We start from the raw sequence: 826 nt of genomic DNA, 5'->3' as shown, positions 1-826 counted from the left end.
ACCAGGGCAGACTCGAATTTCTGACGCCGTTGAGGCTCAAGCAAGGCCCACTACGGGTGGTCGTTGAGGTGCCTGATGAGGCGATTGATGAGGCAGGACAGCTCGAGGGAGGTCGGTTCGATACAGCCTCAGCCGTGACTCCCGACGCCGAGGCTTTTCGCCAAGCGGGTGCGCCGACTCTGACAGTGATCCGCCAAATCTTAGGGCCGATGTCAAGGGCGAGACCTGTCGCGAGTCCTGCAGAGGATAAAGCCACACTGACTGAAGCCTTGGCGGACAAGTACAGCCGATGAAGAATCTGGTCTTTGATGTCAACGTCGTCCTGGATCTTTGGCTGGAGCGTCAGCCGGAGGACCACCTTTTGGAAATTGCAGCCTTGGTCGCAAGCCGGCAACGCGGTGACGCCTTCACCTGGATCGCAAGTCCAAGTCTGCATGTGCTGCAATATGTGGCTAATCGGCAGTTCAAGCGGGAAGGCATGGAGCCGATTGAGGCGAAGAAGACGGTTAAGCAATTGTTGTTGAATCTACTCGATGATCTTCAACCGCTGAGCGCATTCGGGTTTGACCAAGATCGAGCCCTATTGCTCCATGACGACCTGGAAGACGCCCAAATCGTCAAGGCGGCGAGCGCGTTGCAGGGAGCGACGGCTATCGTAACCAACGACAAACGTTACGATACGTCTGGCACCTCGCTACTTCAGCTTTCGCCGTCAGAGGCGGTTGTCTGGCTGCGGGAGCAGGCTGCTTTGTCACCTATGGGCTTTATCGACCTGAAGACCCAGCAGGACGCCCTGCGCCCGCAGTTGGAGCAAGGTATCCATCGT

1 protein-coding gene and 1 pseudogene are annotated in these 826 nt (G+C 57.3%); both read left to right on the top strand.

What is annotated here, in order from left to right:
* Nucleotides 1-293: pseudogene (locus VBE63_RS30640) on the top strand (hypothetical protein); the annotation flags it as partial.
* Nucleotides 290-826, top strand: a 537-nt coding sequence (locus VBE63_RS30635; RefSeq protein WP_323686723.1) for a PIN domain-containing protein, incomplete at its 3' end; no start/stop codon positions are given. The pseudogene VBE63_RS30640 and the gene VBE63_RS30635, both read left to right, overlap by 4 nt.

The sequence above is a fragment of the Lamprobacter sp. genome (assembly GCF_034860625.1).
Lineage (GTDB): Bacteria > Pseudomonadota > Gammaproteobacteria > Chromatiales > Chromatiaceae > Lamprobacter.
Note: the sequence above shows the minus strand (reverse complement) of the source record. Positions and strands in the feature narration are given on the sequence as shown.